The following is a 17,519-nucleotide window of genomic DNA, read 5'->3' on the forward strand; positions in this document are numbered from 1 at the left end:
CAGGAGCGGTACAAAATTCGGGACGCACAAATGACAATCGAACGCCCTTCTCTCCGATCCATCGCGAAAGCATTCGGGGGGCACGCGAGGTTTGTGATGCTCGCAACTACTGTCTTAGTGTCCGAGGCTCGCGCGGCCGAGCACCTCATTCAAATGAGGGGCGGAGATTTTTCATCTTTTCAGGAAGCGCTAGGGCAAGCTCGCGCCTATCGAAGCGCCAATCCAGAAGCAACAATCGTTGTGCAACTCCCCCCAAAGATATTCCTTGATCGAACCATAACGCTTGACCAGCGCGACTCCGGTACAAAAGCAGGGGATATGATCTTTCGCGGTGCATTGGGAGAAGGAACAAGAATATCGGGGGGCGCAGTGCTCGAGGCCAGCGACCCCGATCCAAAAGTGATCGATCGCGTGCCTTCGGAGACCCGAACCCAGATTCGAGCTTACGGGCTCGGAAAGGCAGCGGCTGTCGCGCTCCCGGCTTTCGCTTCTCATAGCAGTTTCAATCCTGTTCGACCGGGTCGCTTGTTTGTCTTCCAGGGCGATCGCCGGATGAACCCAGCCCGTTGGCCCACCAGTGGTTACGAGCAACACCCGAGAATTGAGCCCTTCGGCACTGACGGCACCGTCTCCGTCGCTCTGATGAACGCTCCAGCACACCTCGCTGACGAACGCGACGTGTGGGTCGCCGGATACTGGGGGTGGAATTGGTGGTACGAGTTTTCGCCGGTTCGATCACTCAACAGCACACATTTGATCCTCGCAAAGCCGGCAGCACCAGTCCGGGCATCAGCGCGGTTCGCGCTCGTCAACGTCGCCGCAGGCCTTGACGCTCCCGGCAAATTTTATATCGATAAGGCTGACGCTCGCATTTATGTCGTCGCATCGTCCAACGAAGCGAAGGACACACCGTCGATACCGGTGGTCGACACACTCATCAGGATCACGAAGGCAGAAAACATTACATTCGAGAACATTGCTTTCGAGAAATCTATAGGATCGACTATCGTCGCAGAGGGATCCAGGCGACTTGTATTCCGCGAATGTTACGTCGGACAAAGCGGCACGTTTGGTCTTTTGATCGACGGCGGGATCGACAATAGAGTCGAGCGTTGCGTCATCGACGACACTGGGTACGGCGGCATTTCTATTAGCGGCGGAGATCTGAATACACTGACGCCTTCCGGCCATGTAATCGAAAATTGTCGGATATCGCACTTTGGCGTGGTGCTTCCGAGCTATCAACCAGGCGTTCGCATAGCCGGCGTGGGTGTCACCGTCAGCAGCAACGAAATTTTCCAGGCTCCGCACTCAGGTATCATTTTCTTCGGCAATGACCATCGGATCTTGGGCAACGTCCTGCACGACGTCGTGCTCGACAGTGAGGATGCTGGCGCCATTTATGGCGGAAGGAACTGGACCTACCAGGGCAATGTGATTGCTTCGAACTTCTTGTATGATATCACAAACAGGATTGGCTCAGCGCTGATCCGCGGTATCTATCTTGACGACCAGCTCTCTGGAACAACCGTTACCAACAACGTTTTCGTCAACGTCGACGAAGCAATTCTAATCGGTGGAGGACGCGACAACTTGGTCGAGGGCAATCTTGGCCTGCATAGTCGTAGCAGCCTCATTCGGGTTGACGCGCGCGGACTAGGCTGGCAGGCGAACATGGTCGCGCCAGGCGGCTTGCTTTGGAAAAGCCTGCAGGTCGGATTGCAGCGCTCAAATGCGCTAGCGAAGAAATATTCGGGCTTCTCGACAATCCTTACCGACAGTCCGGGAGCCCCCATCGGTAATCGCTTGGTCCACAACTTTTCCGACAAGGTCCCGGTTGTTCGATATACCGATGCTGCCGCCCGTTACATTGTGGAGTCGGAGTCGACAACTGTTCATGTCGACGTCGAACGTTTCCCCGCATCTTTATCGACAGAGCCTTCAGTAAGTAGCGGAATAGAGGAGACTAGGAGAAACATCGCAGCCACCATTTCGAACATCGCCTCTCTGCCATTTCGTGCAAAGGCCAATTGACGATTGTAAGGTTGCCATTCCCTCTCCTGCCCGTATGGCATTAACTATCAAAGCGCTCATCGGTTAAAGTCAAACGAGTTCGAACCTTCATAGAAGATGCGACAGACGCTCTCAAGATCAGGCACTAAAACCCGGCGTCCCTCGGAGGCTAGCAAGGACCGGCCGGACCGTGGCACGAAATTCGTCGTTATCGCTCTCTCCTTGGCGATCGCAAATTTGCGCCCAACTGCCATTGGCGGCACGTACTCATTTCAAGTTTGCTGCGCAATCCTATTCCTTCTTACTGCGCTTGTCTTTCGTGCGGAGCGCGGTCGGCTCAGAGTCGATCTAGAGCCACAGCTGGCGACCCAACTGGGAATTTTCGTATTGATCGTCTGCTATGTGTTCGTTCGCTCCGCATTCTCTTTATATTTTCACTCAGAGGACAGTCCGAAGGCATTTTTGATCTCTGTAGCGTTTCTAATGGTGCTTCTTGTTGTTATGTCAATACGAAGCATCACTACGTTGTTTTTCGACACTTTCGCCTTCACGGTTATTGCAAGTGCAGCGAGCCTGATTGCTACATTCTCCCTCTTAGCCGCGGGTTGGCCGGTCACGTCATTGGTTCTCTTTAAAATCGATCTAGCCACCTACCGAGCCGATTTCGGAAACATCGCCTTCCCGTTCACCGTAGTGGCTAATGAGATATCGGGCTGGTTCGGCTCAATGCCTCGCTTGTCGGGAATATTTCGAGAACCCGGGATATTTCCACCATTCGCGTGTTGGGCTGCCACTTATGCGTTTCTGAGAGGTTGGAGAGGTATCTTCGTTATAATCCCGCTTGTCGCGTCGTTGCTTTCGTTCTCAACGATAGGGACGCTGTCTTTCTTCACTGGCGCGATGCTCATTCTCTATCGCTTCCATTTCCGACCGCTCGCGGCTTTCCTTACCATTCTGGCTGTTGGCATTTTCATTTGGCCGGCCTTGTATACGATTGAGTACATTGGCCTTGAAGCCAAGATTAGTTCCCAATCCGGGTCATTTGCAGAACGATACATCTTGATCAGCGAGGCCTTCAATGTCGAGAATCTTTGGTTCGGCGACGGTTTCGGCTGGGGAAATCTCGCTTCTGCCGAAGGCATCTCGCTTCTCAGTCAACTGAGGGTCTACGGCGTCTTCTATTTTGTTTGTGTCATTACCCTTTATCTGGTGACTTGCCGGAATATGCGCCTATGGATTCCTGGATGTCTACCTGCCGTCGTTGCCGTCTTTTTCTCCCAACCCATTGCGGTCGAGCCGGCCTTTCTGATGATCTTCTTCTCTTGGTCAGCGCTCCGGGTCCCGAGCGGAGGACCCGATGCAAGAAGGATGCAGTCGAGTCGGTTAGATCGCTACTCGACGCCGAGTACTCCGCCATCCATCAAGACGATTCCAACCGCTTAAGACAAAGCCTTTTGTGAGGGCGGCCGCGCAATCATTTCTGAAAAATCGAATAGCGAAATGAGTTAACTTTTGGCATCGTTCCCAGAATCACATCCTCGCGTTGATAGTTACCCACGTCCACGTTCTTGCAATTGTCGGAATTGAAATAGCAAATCTTTACTTTGATCAGCTTGGCACATCGATTCTTAATGCTCACGATGTGATCGTAGAGTACTCGATTTACGCTATGGGCGCGCGTCGCGGCTTCAACGTCAAGACACGGACGACCTAACGCATCTCGAATGACCGGTGCCCCAACTTGCTCGGCGGGCCCCTGCAATGCGAACCTGGATTGACCCGCAGACTGCCCAAGAACTGGATGTAACGGCTGCAGGCAAAGAAAGAGGGCGGCTAGGGAAGACCTCACCAGCATGCCCAAGCAACTGTTGCTCATCGTCGCCACCACCTTTCATCTAGTTCGACGCCAGGTATGCTGACCATTACGCCATCTCTCGCCAGTCTCTTAGCAAGGGCTTCGCGAGAGACGATGTCCGTCTCTCCTAAACCAGCCAATAGACGCTCGCGCCAAGCCCATCCCACGCCCGTTAGATTCCCTGAGGCCTCGGCAATGAACCTGCTGTCGACGAGGGCCACGAACTCGGAGACACTCCGCTGCTGCATCGCCTCGTCAAGCATTGCGAAGACGGCTAGCGCTACCCTGTTTCGTTGTAACGCGATCCAGCTTTCAAGCGGGCCAGTTGAATAAGACTGAGCCAAAAAGCCTATGTTTACTGTATCGAATCCGTTGCGGGTCGTTGTGACGGAGTACAGCATTAGCCAAAGGAAAGAGTCCGCCGGATTCAGGACTAGGGTTGATCGCACCTTGCTCTCTACACCATCGAATTGGTGATCGGCCTTCTCTGGGCCGCGGCGCATCATGGCCTCGTCGCTGGCGCGTAGACCAACGAGCGCCTTTGCACGCTCGACGTCCGGATGCTGCACAAAAGACGCTGGCGGGGACTCAAGCTGCGCGAGAATCTCCTCAAGTGCGCCGCGCTTAAAGCGGTCATCGATCAAAATCCGCGCCGGCACTTCCCGGGCTGGCGCTATCCACCAGAATAGGGGTAACACGGAAGACGACCAGAGCACGCCCGCAAAGCCCAGAAGCGGCAACAATAAGCTCGGCATCGACACTGCGGCCTGACCGCTATTCGACATACCCATAGCGTGCGTAGTATTTCTGGTAATAGTAGCGACCGTGGTAGGACTCATAACGCGCTAGTACCTTAGTATCGGCCTTATTCAGCACCACTCCGAGCAGCTTGTCCTGGATCTCGATCGCGTTACGGAGGTTATGCTGGACGACATCCGTCTTGGTTTTGCCCCACTCCACAACGAACACGTAAGAGTCGACATAGGACGTTGTGACTCGTACATCGACGACCGGTGCCATCGGCGGCATATCCAGCACCACGTAGTCGAATCTCGACCGCAATTGGGTAACCAGCGCGTGCATCGCTTTCGAGGCCAGAATCTCGTTGGTGTGCAGCAGCTTCGAGGTGATTCCGGCCGGCAAGATCGATAGCTTAGTGTCAGGATCGATCACCACGGCGTCTTCAAGCTTGACCTTCTGCGCAACGACGTCGACCAAGCCGATCTTTGCGTCCGGCACCAAGGCACGCGACAGGGAGGGATTGCGTAAGTCGGCGTCGACCAAAATCACTCGCGCACCGCCATGCGCCATCAACTGAGCAAGGTTGGTCGAGAGTGTGCTTTTGCCCTCGTTAGGCAGGGTCGAAGTCGCTGCCAGCACCCGGTTCTCACGCACGATCGAGTTAAGATCCACCGCTACCTTTAGCGAGCGGACAGCCTCGGAGAAGCGCGAGAGCGGATTGTTGACAACGTAACGCAATAGATCGGGCTGCGGAGCGTTCTCACTTTTTGCGCGTCTTGCGCCGAATCCCGTTGAGGGGGCGCCGAGCGCCGGCAGAATAGCAATACAGTTTGCGCCGAGCACTTCCTCCACTTGGCCTGTAGTCCGGAAGACGTTATCCGACAATTCCCGAGCCATTGCGGCCCCGAAACTAAGCATCAACCCGCCTAGCAGCGCCGCTGCCAAAATGATCATCGTTTTCGGATGGCTCTTCAGAAGCGGCGTCGTAGCCGCGCTGATAACGCGCGCTTCGGTGATCGGGAAAGACTGCTGCTGCACACTTTCCATGTAGCGCTGTAGGAAGTTGTCATACATCGCCTGATAGGACTGGGCGTTGCTCTCGAGTTCGCGTAGCTGCACCTGCGCCTGATTGGTAAGCTGCGATTCCGAGACCACGTTGGCGAGACTCGACTTTATGGCTTCTTCGCGCGTCACCGCGATGTCGTAGTCACTCTTGTAGGACTCCTGGATACGTTTGAGTTCTGCTGTGATGTTCCTCTTAATTTCTGCCATTTGATTGCGCAGGTTGAGAGCCGCCAAGTGATCGTGACCATACTTAGTTGACCAAATTGACTCCTTGGAGGCCAAGTCGACATATTGCGCACGCAGCTTGACGATTGTTTCGTTCTTGAGCGCATCTGCGACGTTTGCGTCAGGAATATCTTGCTTGAGAATGTCATTCATGCGGTCAAGCCGCGCCTTGGCCTCGGCCGTGGCCGCATGCGCCATGATGAGCTGGCTGTTCACCTCGGCGAGCTGCTGCTCATTCATCAGCCGACCGCCAGTATCGACGATGTTGTTGGCGGTCTTGAAATCCACCACCGCCTTCTGTGCAGCAGAGGCCTGGGTGCGCAGCTCCTTGATGCGGTCCTGCAGCCAGACGCTGGCGCGGCGAGTGGCTTGGTACTTGGCTTCGAGCGAGTCGACGATATAGGCGTCGGCGATCGCGTTGGCGATGCGCGCGGCCTTGGCTGGGTCTTTCGAAGTGAATCCGATCTCCATCACATAGGTGAGGCCGAGGCGCTTAATCGTGCGGTTCCTCTCGAACCGCTCAAGCGCCTTGCGGGTTAACTCGAATTCGGACAGAGCTTTTCCGTCGGAGAATAGGCTGGAAATGGCGCCGATCACGGTCCCAAGCAGACCGCCGCCCGCGCCGGTGAATTCGGGATCATCGATCAGGTGCTGGTCGCGGATCACGGCCAGGCTAATGTTCTCGGATTTTAGAATTTCGACCTGGGTCTCCACCGTCGCGGAATCGATAGAGATGTCGCCGAGCACGGATTGCTGCTGGAACAGCTGCACCTTGCGGGTGTCGATCACCATCGAGGCGGTGGAGGTGAACAGTGGCGCGGCGGTGAAGAGATAGAGCAGCGCCAGGATCACGCAGGCCGAGACGATCGCGACCATGGTCGGGAACTGGCGCCTGATAATGTCGAGGTAGGAGGTCAGCGTCTGCGACGGAGAGCCGTCGGCCTCGGTGAAATCACGGTTGATCTCCGAGGTCGGCTTATTCACCTGCAACATCCAGCAATTCCTGAAAATGGATCGATGTATCTATGAGAATTGGACGTTCGCCCACTGCCCGCTCGCGTCCGGAGCAAACCCGATGCCAAAGCCCGCGCTGCGCGCAACACTAGCACAATCCTGCCTGCAATTGAACGCGGTTGGCGCAGCGCACCGCGCGGCTTGCGCACCTTCTTGTGGGAAGCTTAACGGCGCAAAAGCAAAGCGGCGCCCGCTGGCGCCGCTGCATTGATCGTGTGAAGGGCCCGCGAGGCCAGCCGGCTCAGCGCGGGCTGACGCTGTTGGTGGTGCCACCGACGGAACCGCTGCCGATGCCGGTCGGGTTGTTGGCGGTGGTGTTGTTGCCGAACACGACGATGCCGCTGCTGCCGCCGCCGGTGGCAAAGCCGCCGGTGCCGGTCGGGCCGCCGGCGCCGGAACCGCCGCCGCCCGCGCCGCCGCCGGTCGCGGCGATCTGGACGTCGCCGGTCGCGGCCTGGTAGGCGGCGATCACGTCGGCATTGCCGGTGTTGGCGATCGCGGCCTGGATCTCAGTGGCGAAGGCCGGGTCGCTCGTCGCGGCCATGCGGGCGACCTGGGCGAGGCCGCCGACGATCGCGCGCATCTGGTCCGGAGTCGTCGCGCGATCCTTCAACAGCGCGATCAGGCCCGGCAGCGTGGTCGGATCGGAGGCGCCGAGGTCGCGCACGCGCGAGATCAGCTGCGGGCCGCCGGTCGGATATTGCTGCAACAGGCTGTTGGGGGCGGCCTTGAACTCGGAAATGACGGTGGCCGGCAGCTGGCGCTGCGGCGGGTAAATCGCGGCGCTGGCGGCCGTCGTGATCGTCGCGGCAAGCGCTGCGGCGGCGGCCATGCGAAGCGCGATTCTGATAACGCTCATTAAATCAACCTCCAAAAAATCAGCTGCCCCGAATTGCGTGGTCGGCCTGGGCAAACGGCTGTGCTGGTTGCAGGAACCTAGCGGAAGCGGCTGGGGCTGTCCACTTATTCTAAAGACTTCGTAAACAGCGCAACTGCTTCATATCTAGACACTTTTATGAAGCTCGGGCAGCGCGCGCGGGGCCGCGCCAGCGGTTGCGGTGAGCCCCTCGCCTCGCCGGCTGGTGGCGCTGGCCTCAGCGGCCTTCCGGGCCTCCCGGCTCGAGAAGGATTGCGCCAGGCCCGCGCCGAAAAGCGCAAAGAACGGAATGCTGTAGCCGGGCACCTGGAGCGTGAAGTCCAGGCACGAATGCAGCAGCGACAGCGTCGCCGTGGCCGCAGCCGCCAGCGGGATGATGACATCGCGCCGCCGGCCGAACACGCCCCTGGCCAGCACGAGCAGCATGATGGCCCAGCCGAGCGCCACCAGCAGCGCCATGGGAATGCCTACCTCGGAGGCAAGCTCCAGCGGCGTCGAATGCGCGGCATCCCAGACGCCGCGAATCGAGATGTTGGGACTGCGATACGGCGGGAAGGCCCATTGGAAGGTGCCCATGCCGGTGCCGAACCAGGGGTTGTCTGCGATGATCCGCAGCGTCGATTTCCAGGCCTCGATGCGGCCCTCGTCGACGAGGCCCTGGCTATCAAAGCGGCTGGAGACGCGGCCGCCGAGCAGTTGCAACAGGCCGAGCGCGACGGCTGCGCCCGCGCCGAGCGAGATCCAGATGCCGGTGCGCGGTGGCAGGTCCTTGCGCAGGAACAGCGTGAAGGCGACGATCATCGCGAGCAGCGACAGGCCGACGCCGGCGCGCGAGGTCGTCATGAACATCGCCATCAGGCAGATCAGCAGGCAGCCGAGCTGCGGCAGGATCTCTCTCGGCGGGATCGTGCGCAGATCGAGCGACAGGCGCCACCATTCGATGTGCCGCTCGGGCAGGCGGCGGCGGACGTCCTCCAGGATCAGCAGCATCCAGATCACCGCAGCCGAGCCGAAATAGGCCGCCGCCGTGTTGCGGTTGATGAAGGTGCCGGTGACGCTGCCGAGATAGGCCGTCTTGTCCCGCCATAGGATCATGGTCGGCTCGATCAGGAACGAGGCGACGCCGTAGAGCGCGTAGGCCGCGCCCGAGATCGCGATCACCCACAAGAGCCGGCGCGCGCGCATCCGATCGGCACCGACGGTGATGCCGAGCACGATGGCGAGGATGTTGGCGAGCGGCGCGCCGAGTGCGAAGAACGCCTCGTTCTTGACGATCGATGCCGACGGGGCGATTGGCACGCCGAGCAGGTCCGAGGCCTGCTTCCAGATCGGCTGAAACGGCGCCACCCAAGGATGGTCGGAGAGCTGCTCATGCAGCACGAAGCCGTAAGCGGCGACGATGACGCCGATGCCGGCGAGCAGCCACAGATGCGGCGTGCGCAGATCGCGCGTCGGCGCGAAGATCACCGCGATCCCGAGACACAGGCACCAGAACGCGATCGACAGATCATTGGTCGAGCCGAACGGGAACGGCGCGCCGGCGGCGACGAAGAGCAGGATGAAGGCCGCGGGCAAGCTCCACGACCAGCGGATTGTGGGAGGCCAAAGGCGCATCGGCGTTTTGCGAGCTTGCTCGAGCTTAGAGGAAGCAATCGATCGGATAGATCTTCAGATCCACGTTGAGGCGGCTGTTCCGGGTCTGCGCCCGGAACGCATAGAATACCCCAAAGCTATCACTTCCCGGACCGAGTTTTATTCCGGGGGTCAATTCGTCGGGCGGGACCAGAAGGCCGATATGCCGGTTGATGGCGGAAATCTCGATCCGCCCCTCGCCGTCCGCAAAATGCCCGCTGAGCTGGGTCACGGTGACCTTCGGCAGGCCGCGGCGCTGATGGCAGACATCCTCTTCCCAGAGCTTGGTCTGTTGCACCAGCGGTTTGCCCGGGTCATCGGGGACGACGATATCAGGGAAAGACGGACGCAGCATCCCGAAGAACTTGCTCTCCTTGGAGTTCGCCGACAGGCGGACCGTGAAGGCGAGCTCGGCCTTGGCTCCCTTGAGGCGCGACAGGATCGGAGCGTCAGGCTCGGCGGAGATCATCACGTCGATGCGATGGCGGACGCCCAGCTCTGCGGGAGCGCCGAGAGCTGTCCCGGCCGGCGCCAGCGCGACGGCGAAAGGGACGAGGGCCAGAAGACGCCAGTATGCTCGAAAGCGCATGAAGCCCCTTGCAACAGAGCGGGGTGACCGATGACCGGCGCGCCGTGCTCAGCGGCGCCTTGATCCAGATCCCGAACTCGTAGCCCCAACAGAACCGCTTCGATTGCTAAACGAAAATGGCACCGGGACAAAGCCCCGGTGCCATCGTCTTTGGTCGATCAAGTCGTGCCTTACGGCGCCAGCTTGACGTTGTTGCGGAAGATCAGCGCGTTGTTCGACAGATTCACCGCATCGTTGCCGGTTGCCATGATCACACGGAGGTAGTTCAGGAACTTGGCGACTTCGACGTTGCGCGAGTTCGAGACGTAGATGATGTCCTGGTTCTTCATCATGACCTTGGTCGCAAGGAAGAAGCCGCCCGGATCGCGGAAGTTCACGTTGAAGATGACCGGGATCGTGTCGGAGGTGTACTTGCTCACGTCGATGCCGAGCTGGGCCGCGACGTCGCGCGGCTCGCGGCGGTAGAGATACACGGCAGCGGGATCGGCCTGACCGTCGAGGAGACCACCGGCCTTGCCGACAGCTTCGCCGAGGTTGATGCGCCAGGCGTCGAAGTTGAACTCGCCGCTCTGGCCGCTGGCGCCGAACGCCAGGAACTTCTGCTGCTCGCGATAGACATAGATGCTGTCGTCGGGGCGCACATAGACGTTGTTCTCGGGCGCCATCACGAGATTTTCGAACGGCACGGTGGCCCGCCGTCCGCCACGCTCCAGCATGACCCAGGTCTCGAAGCCCTGGCCCTTGATGCCGCCAGCGCGCGTGATCGCATCGAGCACGCGATCCTTCGCGCCCGCCGCGCTTGCGGGATAACGCGCCGGCGAATTGACTTCGCCGAGCACGCTGATGAGCTGGGTACGCTGCGAGGACATCGCAACGACCGCCTGCGGCTCGATGGCGCGGTTGCCGATCTTTTCGATGATCGAGCGCTGGATCTGAACCGCAGTCAGGCCCGCGGCTTTGACTTGGCCGGCATAGGGCACCGTGATGAAGCCGTCATTGTCGACCGCCTGGTCCGGGATGGTCACGAAGTTACCCGGACGGACGCCGGCTTCCGCCGGGATGAACAGACCACCTGCTGCAGCTTCGAAGATGGTGACGCTGACGACGTCGCCGATGCCGAACACGATGCTGGCGGGCGGACGGCGATCGGTGAACACGCCGGCGAGCCCCTTGGGCTCGTGGGTGTGCAGGATCTTCACGGTCGCCGGATTGAGCGGCACCAGCTCGTAGGCCGGCGCGTTTTCGGTCTGGATCTTGTTGTTAACGTCGTCCGTCAGCGGACCCGAACCTGGATTGGTCGAGCAGGCTCCGAGCGCCAACGCGGCGGCCAGAAATGCTGGCTTGAGTAAATATGACTTGGCATAGGAATGCATGAATCGCGCCCCGAGAGACCCCAATTGACACCGATTGGTACGGCGGGATGGGGGGTGCGACAAGGGTTCCTCGATGGTTAACAGTGCGATCGCTGGACTACTGTTGCGTGGGGGCCACTGTTTGGGGCCTAGCTTAACCCTTTGTGACTATTTGTTGTATTTCCTGTGCCCGGTTGGCGAGCAAATCGCCCGACTCAAGGGCGCAGTGTGTCGAGCGCGAGGCTTCTTGCCCTGGCTGTCGTCTGCTAAGGCTGGGTCCGTTAAGAGTAGGAACCCCTGTGACTGGCCTCCTTCTGATCCCGCTTTTGGCAGGTTCCCTCCTAGGCGCCGCTGATCGCCCATGGGGTCCTGCCTCTCCCTGCACCGGCAGCACCGGTTTCTCATGTCAGGAAGCGCCGATCGTTGCGGCGGCGACCTCCACCCCTTCCTCCGTCTGGAAATTCACCCGGACGCAAGGGACCAAGGACGGCGAAAGCTTCGCGGCCATCATGAAGACTGCCGACACCAGCCAATCCGACCCGGACTTCGCTGGCCTGATCGTCCGCTGCGCCCCGAAGGGCAAGGTCGACGTGCTGGTGGCCCTGATCCGGCCCTTTCCACCGCGGAGCCGCCCGAAGGTGACCATTGCTGCGAGCGGCGGCGGCACCTTGACCTTTGATGCCGGCATGGCGGCCGCGGGCGCCGCTGTGCTTTTGCCCGACGAGGTCTCGGCCTTTGCCGCCGGAAAGTGGCAGACGACGCCCTCCCTGTCCGTGGTGGTCAGGGAAGGCGACAGCGAGATCAAGGGAATGGTGGCCCTCAATGGGTTGCGGGAGGCCTATCATTCGCTGCTGGCAAATTGCGGCCAATAGGCCAAATTTAGCCATACGACTTAAGGGTCTTTTTAGGCGGGAAACCTAGGGTCCGGAGCACGGAGAGTGTTTCGAATGACCGCCTTTTTGATTTTCAGCTTTCTCACAGGTGCCGTGCTGGGCCAACGCTTTCGCGTGTTCGTGCTCTTGCCGGTAACATTCGCCCTGGTGCTCACCATGCTGCCGGTCAGCATGATGACCAGCCTCGGCTTCCTTGAAGGCATGAAGGCAGCGGCGTTCGCAGCCATCGCTCTCCAGGGCGGTTACCTGTTCGGTTCGGGGGCGCGCTTTGCCCTTGCCGCCGCACGCGCCACCCGCGTCTTCGGTCGACCGGTCAAGGCCACCCGCTGATCGCGACGCAGGCCTCTGTTTGAAAACCACACGCCCGCTTGTATGGTGACCTGACTCGTTTCAGGATTCCGCATCGAGCGCGCCGTTTGTCCCTCGCTTATTTTGCCCTCATCGTTTCCATCGTCTCCGCTTCCGCTCTCGAAATCGCCGGCGCCAAGTTCGGTGCCCAGCTGGGGTCGATGGCCGCAGCGCTAGGCTTGCTGGCGGCCGCCTCGAGCACGCGCAAGGCCGACTACGAGCACTATGTCCGCGCGACCTCCTGGGGCCGCTGGATCCTCATCGCCATTCCGCTGTGCATCGCCGCTCAGCTCGCCCCGCTTCCGCTGAGCTGGGCGCATCCGATCTGGGCCAGTGCCCACGACTCCCTCGGCGGCTTCTCGCTCGGGCCGATCACCGCCGATATCGGCTTGACGGTGGACGCGCTGGTGTTGGTGCTCGCAGCGATCTCATTGCTCGGCGTCGCCATCCTGGTGGTCCGCAACCGCAGCCGTGCCGAGCTGGTTCTCTTCGTGCTGAGCGGAGTAACGGCGGTCGCCGCCTTGGTCTTGGACTTGCATCGGCTCTCGCCGGGGCTTGCTGCAGCCGCGCCCTCTGACCTCACGACGACCTTGGCCGGCCTCGGCCTCATGCTCAATCTGGCGGTCATGCAGCTCGCGGCTGAGCGGGCCGAAACGCATCACTCGGTCCTTCGCTCCGTCTTCATCGGTCTTTGCGGTCTCGTCGGGGCCCTGGCCTGCGCAATCGCGATCTTCGGGCTGTCCGGAACGAACAGCGCGGTCGCAGCAAGCTTCGGCGTCGTGCTGATCCTGCTGATCCTCGTCATCCGCAGACTGGATCTGTCACCATTGGCCGCGACCGCCTTGTCGGTGGCAGCCCTGATCGGCGCGGCCATCGTCCTGACCTTCCTCTTCGAGAAAAATTCCGGACCGGTCCTTCTGCGGCTCGTCCCGGAGATGGGGACCGAGACCAAGGCCGCGCTCGAGCGCATGCTGGCCGATACGCGCTGGTTCGGCGCCGGCGCCGGGACTTTTGCTGCGGTCGGCAGAATCTATCAGAACGATGCCGGAGCCCTCTTGACCGCCCCCTCAGCGGCGACAGCGGTCTTTGCGGGAATGGGATGGATCGGCTTCGCTGCCATGATGGCGGTGAGCCTGATCGCCCTGGTCCGCCTGTTCTTCGGCGCCTTGCGGCGCGGCCGCGACTCGTTCTTTCCCGCAGCGGCCGCCGCCTGTGTTCTCTTTGCGCTCGTCCAGAGCTTCGCAGGTCCGGGATTGCTGCGCCCGGCAGCCATCCTGTGCCTGTCGGTGATCGTGGGCCTCGGGCTGTCGCAGAGCGTCAGCCAATCCGGATCACGATAGAACGCGGGTGATCAGACCGCGCGATCGCCGAGCGAGGCCCAGTAGTTCGGGTTCTTGGGCGACTGGATGCGGACCCAGCGATAGGACTTCTTCGACCACGGCATGATGTGGCCGGAGAGATTGTCCAGCACGAGATCGCCGGAGAAGGTCCGCACCACCACAACGAGATGATGCTCACCCCAGGTGGTCACGACCTCGCTGAGCAGCACCGAGCGCGCCGGAAAGCCCTTGGCGATCAAATCGTGGCGTTTTGTCACGGCGTAATCGTTGCAATCGCCGCTGGTCGGGTGCAGCAGCCATTTCTCGCCGCGCAGCCCTTCCAGATTGGCTTCGGGGCGGATCGCGGTGTTGACCCGCTGGTTGACCTCCTGCATCTGCGCCATGCGCTCGGCCGTCAGCTTCAGACGGCCGCCTCGAAACACGATCTGCTGCGGACGCGGTTTGCACTCGTCCTTGTACTTCAGGCAGAAGACGGTGAACGCCATCGGCGCCAGCGTCGGCTGGTCGAACTTGATGTAGTGGATGGCGCCGCGCAGCCCCATGGGCGCGCCGACGAAGGCGGCTTCCGCTTTCTGCTGCACCCCCGCAGCAACCACGATCGCAGCCACGGCCGCCAGGAACCTTACTACTTTGCGCATGTCGCGCTCCCCGTTCTTGTTGGGGAGACGCTACGCGAGACCTCTTGAAATACGGCTCAAAGGTCACGCAATGCTTTAATCAAAATGCGGGCTCATCGGTCGGAAACAATTAAGAATACCGATGCATGACTTGTTCTGCTAAGAGCGGTCACGACGTTCCGCTCGTGACGCTGGATACGATTCGACCGACCTGATGGGCCTTTCCTCCCGCTTCCGAAAGAAGACCAAGCCTCGGCTTCCCGATGGCGTTCGCGTCTATGCGATCGGCGACGTGCATGGCCGCGCCGATTTGCTTCAATCGCTGTTAACCGTGATCGACGCCGACCTCGCCCGCTCGGCCCCGCAACGCGCCATTCAGGTCTTTCTCGGCGACTATGTCGACCGCGGCCCGGACTCACGCGCCGTTCTTGATCTCTTGATCGCGCGCTCGAAATCGCACGAGACGGTCTGCCTGAAGGGCAACCACGAGGTCTTCCTGCTCGAGGTCCTCAAGGACCCCGCCCGCCTGCAGGAGTGGCGCCACTATGGAGGCCTCCTGACGCTGGTCTCTTACGGCATCACGCCGACGATGAACCCGTCCGCGGAGCAGCAGGTCGAACTGATCGAGGGACTGAGACGCGCGGTGCCGCCGGAGCACCTCGCCTTCCTCCAGCAATTGCCCTCGTCCTTTACCTGCGGCGACTTCTTCTTCGTCCATGCCGGCGTCAAGCCGGGCCTCCCGCTCGATCGTCAGAAGGACGAGGATCTGCTCTGGATCCGCGAGGAATTCCTCGCCTCCGAGGAGCGCTTCGGCAAATATATCGTGCACGGTCATACCCCGGTCAGCGCGCCCGACATCCGGGCGAACCGCATCAACATCGACACCGGTGCATATGCGACCGGCAACTTGACGCTCTTGACGATCCAAGGCGATAGTCTTCTCGCAATTTGAAAGCTTAGGCCGAACTTCGGTGATCCCGCTCCGCGTCATCGGCATCTTGACCGCAATCGTGCTGGCGCTTCACGCCGGCATCGCGTTCTATGGCGATCTGATACGACCGAACTTTCGCGCCAGCGATTTGTTCTCGGGCGAGATTCCGCCCGAGAAGACGAAGCTGGCTGCCGCAGGTGGTTTGGCGTCCGTGTCATGGGATGGCGAGCTGCTGGCGAATTACGCGGCTGCGACGGCTGCTGACGTCCTCCACCGCCCTTCGACCGAAGCGGCCGGCAAAGCCAGGGAGAACAAGGCGGCCCAAAGCGCGGTCGTCACCGCCTTGAAAGTCTCACCAATCAGGCCCGCGCTATGGCTGACGCTCGGCACGCTGCAGGCCCAGGCCGGCGAGGCGGTCATGCCTGCGGTGAAGATGTCTTACCTGACCGGCGCGGTGCCGATCGAAGTCGCGCTCTCGCGCGTCCGGACCCTGACCTCGAGCGCGGCTGCAAGCGACGAAGAGATCAAGCTCCTCGCGCAATCCGATATCCGGTCGGCACTGGCCAATCGCTCGCGTTACGAGCCTCTGCTGATCGCCGCCTATGTGCAGGCAAATCCGCAAGGCAAGTCCCTGCTGCTAGAGACCACGAAGGTCACCGATCCCAAATTCAACGAGATCTTGCGGCGGTATTAGCTCAGCGCACGGATTTCGGGTTGACCGGCACGAAGTCCTGATCGCGGCGCGGTTGGTCGGATCGTCCCTGGTAGACGAACATCCCCTTCTTGGTCGTAACGATGTCGCCGCGTTGCAGGCTGTCGTCGCGCAGGAGACGTTCGGTTGCGACGACGTCCGGATCTTCCGGAGCGGGCTTGTAGAACTCCGGATGCGCGCGCCGCTCGCGCGAGGCTTCTTTGGCCCGGCGCCGTGCCTCCTCGATGCGCTGCCGCCATTCATCGCGCGAGACTTCCGGCTCGCCCGGTGGAAGATAGTCGTTCGCCGAGGGCTCCGGTGCGCTCTGAGCCAAACACGAGAGCGGACAGGCAACATAGATGGCAAAGCCTACGGCAACGGCCACGATCACCCTGACCGGTGCGCACCCTGGGATGCGATCTGAGACGGAATTGCGGCGAACGGATTGCACTCCGATAACTCCAATGAGGCCAACAGCAGTCAAGAGCCACGACAAGTTCAGCCCATGAGGTTGCCAATTGCAACAACTGCAAGACGGTAGATTCGATGGGCAAGCCGTTTGGCGGGGCGGCGGATGACGGCCGGACGAACATATTCGACTCCTGACCTCGAAACCTTCGGAGACTCTCCAATCAAGTTCGAAAAAACAACCCCATGCACAGTAGGCGGCGCCAGCCAAATCAATGGGTTACAAATCCCCGAAACTCGGTTTGATCCGTCGGGCAAAACAGGGGTAGGATGGCATGGTTCGGAGGAAGGCGCCGGATGATCGCGCGGCTTGAGGTCAGATGATCGCTACGACGAACAACTTCGTTCTAAGACCTCGTTAGCTCATTGCTGCTACCTTCGGCGTCCGCTCGTGGAGTTGCCGAGAATGCGTGCAAGATTGGTATTGCTGTTCGGCGTTGCCATCGCGGCTTCCGCCATGTCCGGCCTCGCGGCGCAGGCCAGCCCCCTCTGCATCAAGGAACGAACCCCGTTCGCCTTGTCGGACGATACGGTGAAATGGACCATGTCAATCGCTCCTGGAGCCGACTGCATCCAGGGGCTGCGTTGGTCGTACATGCAGATCTTCAACGTATCGGTCGTGAGCGGACCATCGCGGGGACAATTGGCGGTGGTGGGGTCCGGCTTTCGCTATTCGGCGGAAAAGCATCCGCCGAGCCCGGATAAGTTTACGCTGTTGATCTCAGGCAAGAACCGACATGACTTTGGAACGTCGACCTTGGAGGTCGAAGTCAACCCGCACTAGAGCACGCCTAACCGCGGCCAAAACGCAATGAGACCAGGATAAACTGGTCGCTGCGCGCAGCATGCTCCAATGCAGCATGTTCTA

At 60.4% G+C, this 17,519-nt stretch carries 16 protein-coding genes; 8 read left to right on the forward strand and 8 right to left on the reverse strand.

Annotated features, from left to right (window positions below):
- Positions 1-30: 30 nt before the first annotated feature.
- Both BCCGELA001_RS28200 and BCCGELA001_RS28205 read left to right on the forward strand, forming a co-directional pair.
- On the forward strand, positions 31-2,034 hold the full coding sequence (locus tag BCCGELA001_RS28200) for a right-handed parallel beta-helix repeat-containing protein (protein WP_083543408.1): 2,004 nt from the start codon (positions 31-33) through the stop codon (positions 2,032-2,034).
- A gap of 366 nt (positions 2,035-2,400) precedes the next feature.
- A complete protein-coding gene (locus BCCGELA001_RS28205; RefSeq protein WP_144441510.1) occupies positions 2,401-3,456 on the forward strand; it encodes a hypothetical protein in 1,056 nt (351 codons plus the stop codon).
- A 429-nt stretch (positions 3,457-3,885) separates the two neighbouring features.
- On the opposite strand, the gene BCCGELA001_RS28210 is transcribed toward BCCGELA001_RS28205, so the two are convergent.
- The 6 genes from BCCGELA001_RS28210 to BCCGELA001_RS28235 all read right to left on the reverse strand — a co-directional run bounded on the left by BCCGELA001_RS28210 (position 3,886) and on the right by BCCGELA001_RS28235 (position 11,384).
- On the reverse strand, positions 3,886-4,512 hold the full coding sequence (locus BCCGELA001_RS28210; protein WP_144441511.1) for a hypothetical protein: 627 nt from the start codon (positions 4,510-4,512) through the stop codon (positions 3,886-3,888).
- Between the two features lie 130 nt (positions 4,513-4,642).
- Positions 4,643-6,892: a polysaccharide biosynthesis tyrosine autokinase gene (locus BCCGELA001_RS28215; RefSeq protein WP_008561384.1), complete on the reverse strand. Its 2,250-nt coding sequence runs from the start codon at positions 6,890-6,892 to the stop codon at positions 4,643-4,645.
- A 262-nt stretch (positions 6,893-7,154) separates the two neighbouring features.
- Positions 7,155-7,772 (reverse strand): hypothetical protein, encoded by a 618-nt coding sequence (locus BCCGELA001_RS28220; RefSeq protein ID WP_060736817.1) that lies wholly within the window; start codon positions 7,770-7,772, stop codon positions 7,155-7,157.
- A gap of 144 nt (positions 7,773-7,916) precedes the next feature.
- On the reverse strand, positions 7,917-9,365 hold the full coding sequence (locus BCCGELA001_RS28225) for an O-antigen ligase family protein (RefSeq protein ID WP_236840762.1): 1,449 nt from the start codon (positions 9,363-9,365) through the stop codon (positions 7,917-7,919).
- Positions 9,366-9,429: 64 nt separating this feature from the next.
- Positions 9,430-10,011, reverse strand: a complete 582-nt coding sequence (locus tag BCCGELA001_RS28230; protein ID WP_060736819.1) for a hypothetical protein — start codon at positions 10,009-10,011, stop codon at positions 9,430-9,432.
- Between the two features lie 170 nt (positions 10,012-10,181).
- Positions 10,182-11,384, reverse strand: coding sequence for a polysaccharide biosynthesis/export family protein (locus BCCGELA001_RS28235; protein ID WP_060736820.1), 1,203 nt, complete (start codon positions 11,382-11,384; stop codon positions 10,182-10,184).
- Positions 11,385-11,872: 488 nt separating this feature from the next.
- Here BCCGELA001_RS28235 and BCCGELA001_RS28240 point away from each other — a divergent pair, with 488 nt between their 5' ends.
- From BCCGELA001_RS28240 to BCCGELA001_RS28250, 3 genes are all read left to right on the forward strand, one after another.
- Positions 11,873-12,235, forward strand: a complete 363-nt coding sequence (locus BCCGELA001_RS28240) for a hypothetical protein (protein WP_008561413.1) — start codon at positions 11,873-11,875, stop codon at positions 12,233-12,235.
- 75 nt (positions 12,236-12,310) lie between these two features.
- Positions 12,311-12,586, forward strand: coding sequence for a hypothetical protein (locus BCCGELA001_RS28245; RefSeq protein WP_008561415.1), 276 nt, complete (start codon positions 12,311-12,313; stop codon positions 12,584-12,586).
- Positions 12,587-12,672: 86 nt separating this feature from the next.
- Positions 12,673-13,944 carry a hypothetical protein gene (locus tag BCCGELA001_RS28250; protein WP_060736821.1) on the forward strand — a complete coding sequence of 424 codons (1,272 nt, stop codon included), beginning with the start codon at positions 12,673-12,675 and terminating at the stop codon, positions 13,942-13,944.
- An 11-nt stretch (positions 13,945-13,955) separates the two neighbouring features.
- On the opposite strand, the gene BCCGELA001_RS28255 is transcribed toward BCCGELA001_RS28250, so the two are convergent.
- Positions 13,956-14,582: a transglutaminase-like cysteine peptidase gene (locus BCCGELA001_RS28255; protein WP_060736822.1), complete on the reverse strand. Its 627-nt coding sequence runs from the start codon at positions 14,580-14,582 to the stop codon at positions 13,956-13,958.
- 193 nt (positions 14,583-14,775) lie between these two features.
- Here BCCGELA001_RS28255 and BCCGELA001_RS28260 point away from each other — a divergent pair, with 193 nt between their 5' ends.
- Positions 14,776-15,513: a metallophosphoesterase family protein gene (locus BCCGELA001_RS28260; RefSeq protein WP_008561431.1), complete on the forward strand. Its 738-nt coding sequence runs from the start codon at positions 14,776-14,778 to the stop codon at positions 15,511-15,513.
- Positions 15,514-15,532: 19 nt separating this feature from the next.
- Positions 15,533-16,186 (forward strand): hypothetical protein, encoded by a 654-nt coding sequence (locus BCCGELA001_RS28265; RefSeq protein ID WP_008561433.1) that lies wholly within the window; start codon positions 15,533-15,535, stop codon positions 16,184-16,186.
- Between the two features lies 1 nt (position 16,187).
- Here the strand turns inward: BCCGELA001_RS28265 and BCCGELA001_RS28270 are convergent, their stop codons facing one another.
- Complete coding sequence (locus BCCGELA001_RS28270) at positions 16,188-16,568, reverse strand: hypothetical protein (protein ID WP_236840763.1); 381 nt, start codon at positions 16,566-16,568, stop codon at positions 16,188-16,190.
- 489 nt (positions 16,569-17,057) lie between these two features.
- On the opposite strand from BCCGELA001_RS28270, the gene BCCGELA001_RS28275 reads away from it, so the two are divergent.
- On the forward strand, positions 17,058-17,435 hold the full coding sequence (locus tag BCCGELA001_RS28275; protein WP_060736823.1) for a hypothetical protein: 378 nt from the start codon (positions 17,058-17,060) through the stop codon (positions 17,433-17,435).
- The last annotated feature ends 84 nt before the right edge of the window (positions 17,436-17,519 follow it).

The sequence above is a fragment of the Bradyrhizobium sp. CCGE-LA001 genome (assembly GCF_000296215.2).
In the GTDB taxonomy this organism is placed as follows: Bacteria; Pseudomonadota; Alphaproteobacteria; order Rhizobiales; family Xanthobacteraceae; genus Bradyrhizobium.